Source organism: Pyrinomonadaceae bacterium, assembly GCA_036277115.1.
Lineage (GTDB): Bacteria > Acidobacteriota > Blastocatellia > Pyrinomonadales > Pyrinomonadaceae > UBA11740.
In genome coordinates this window covers 1-2194 of the sequence record DASUNM010000029.1, presented here as the reverse complement: position 1 = coordinate 2194, position 2194 = coordinate 1, and the positions used below count along the sequence as shown (strand labels likewise).

The 2194-nt window shown below is 60.4% G+C and carries 3 protein-coding genes; all 3 read left to right on the top strand.

What is annotated here, in order from left to right; translation table 11 throughout:
- A partial coding sequence (locus tag VFX97_20500; GenBank protein HEX5705594.1) for a hypothetical protein occupies positions 1 to 181 on the top strand: 181 nt, incomplete at its 5' end.
- A 179-nt stretch (positions 182 to 360) separates the two neighbouring features.
- Positions 361 to 1176, top strand: coding sequence for a hypothetical protein (locus tag VFX97_20495; GenBank protein ID HEX5705593.1), 816 nt, complete (start codon positions 361 to 363; stop codon positions 1174 to 1176).
- A 95-nt stretch (positions 1177 to 1271) separates the two neighbouring features.
- Complete coding sequence (locus VFX97_20490) at positions 1272 to 2126, top strand: hypothetical protein (GenBank protein HEX5705592.1); 855 nt, start codon at positions 1272 to 1274, stop codon at positions 2124 to 2126.
- Positions 2127 to 2194 lie beyond the last annotated feature (68 nt).

The window sequence follows — 2194 nt, the reverse complement described above, 5'->3', positions numbered from 1 at the left end:
GATCTCCAAGGCCGTCTTCCAGTTCAAGGGCGGCAAAAAAGGCGTCTTCGTCAACTCGGCCAACATCTGCAAGGTGCCCAACATCGCCACCGTGAAGATGACCGCCCACAACAACCGCACCCAGCTCTCTGACCAGCGGATACAGACCAGCTGCGGGAAGAAGAACGCGAGGAAGAAGTAGGGAAAGACTTCACCGCCTGATCACCTGAGCAATCGCCCCCCGCAAGACAATCGGACTTACGCCACCCGATCAAGCTCACTCTCACAGACGATCCAGTTAAACGAGATGAAAGGACCACCATGAGGTTCTTGAAGCAAGGGCATCCGGCCAGGATGCTCGTAGTGGGAGGCATCACGGCAATGCTGGGCGTGCTTTTGTTCGCGTCCTCGGCATCTGCCTCTTCTCACAACCCAACCGGTGAATTCAAAGAGTTCGGCGAGTGCCCGCTGAACAACCCCGCAGTGGAAAACTGCGTCTTCTCGGTCACCAACGGCGGCTCGGTCCAGATCGGCTCGAAGAATGTGCCGCTGAAAAACCCGGTCACCCTGCAGGGTGGCTTCTTCGGCGAAGGCCAGGAAGTGACCTTCGTCGGCGCTGAGAACGGCGTCACCCTCTCGAAAACCCCCCAGCCGGTCCCTGGCGGCCTGCTCGGGATCACCGCGCCGACCTGGTGGCCGAAATTCATCCAGAATTGGTTCAACAACCTGATCAACGAAGGGTTCACCGGCGTCAACGCGACGGTCGAACTCGCCGCGCCGGCGAGCAAAATCTTCCTCAGCACGGAAAACCTGCTGAACCAGGAAGGCACTGCGCTCGGCCTGCCGGTCAAGGTCAAGCTCGACAACGCGATCCTCGGTAGCAACTGCTACATCGGATCCAACTCCAAACCGATCCAGATCGACTTCACCAGCGGTAAAAGCGGTGCGCTGGAAGGCTCGGTAGGCGAAATCACGTTCAACGAAACCTTCACCCTGATCACGATCAGCGGTGGCAAACTCGTCAACGGGACCTTCGCCGCACCGGGCGCCAGCGGATGCGGAGGGATCTTCTCCCTCTTCATCGACCCGCTGGTCAACTCTGTGCTCGGTATCCCCTCGGCGTCCGGGAAAAACAACGCAACCCTGGAAGGCGTCCTGAAGAGCGCCAACGCCGCTGCGGTCAAAGCGAGCGAATAGTTTCACCAGTCAGTAATCAGTCACGCAGTGGAGCACCGGGCATGGCGCAAGCCATGCCCGGTGCTGTTTAAAAACACGGAAGAAAGGAACCCAGCATGAGGTTCGTGAAGAAGCTCGCGGCAGCGAGCGTCACCACGGCCGTGGCGGCCATGATGTTTGCGTCGGTCGCCCCTGCCTCCTCCCACAACCCGACCGGGGAATTCGCCCAGTTCGCCGAGTGTCCGCTCAACAACGAACTGGTCGAAAACTGTGTCTACTCGGTCACCGACGGAGGCTCCTTTACGGCCGGGACGAGGACCGTTCCGCTGAAAAACCCGGTCACCCTGCAGGGTGGCTTCTTCGGCGAAGGCCAGGAAGTGACCTTCGTCGGCGCTGAGAACGGCGTCACCCTCTCGAAAACCCCCCAGCCGGTCCCTGGCGGCCTGCTCGGGATCGTTGCTCCTGAATGGTGGCCCGAATGGCTGCAGGAATGGTTCAACGAATTCATCAACAACGGAATCACCGGAGTCACCGCGACGGTCGAAATCGCCGGACCGGCGAGCGGCATCTTCCTGAGCACGGAAAACCTGCTGAACCAGGAAGGCACCGCGCTCGGCCTGCCGGCGAAGATCAAGCTGGACAACGCGATCCTCGGTAGCAACTGCTACATCGGATCCGACGAAGCACCTGTCCAGATCGACTTCACCAGCGGTAAAAGCGGTGAACTCGAAGGATCGGTAGGCGAAATCACGTTCAACGAAACCTTCACCCTGATCACGATCAGCGGTGGAGCGCTCGTCAACGGGACCTTCGCCGCACCAGCAGCCGAAGGATGTGGAGGGATCTTCTCCTTCATCGTCGACCCGCTGGTCAACGCGATCCTCGGCCTGCCTGACGCCGAAGGCAACAGCGCGATCCTGGAAGGCGTTCTGCAGAGCGCCAACGCCAACGCGGTGAGGGCCAGCGAATAGCGCTACCCCAGCACCCAGCAGTTGAGGTGGAGCCCCCGTCGCGCAAGCGGCGGGGGCTTTTTGTTGGG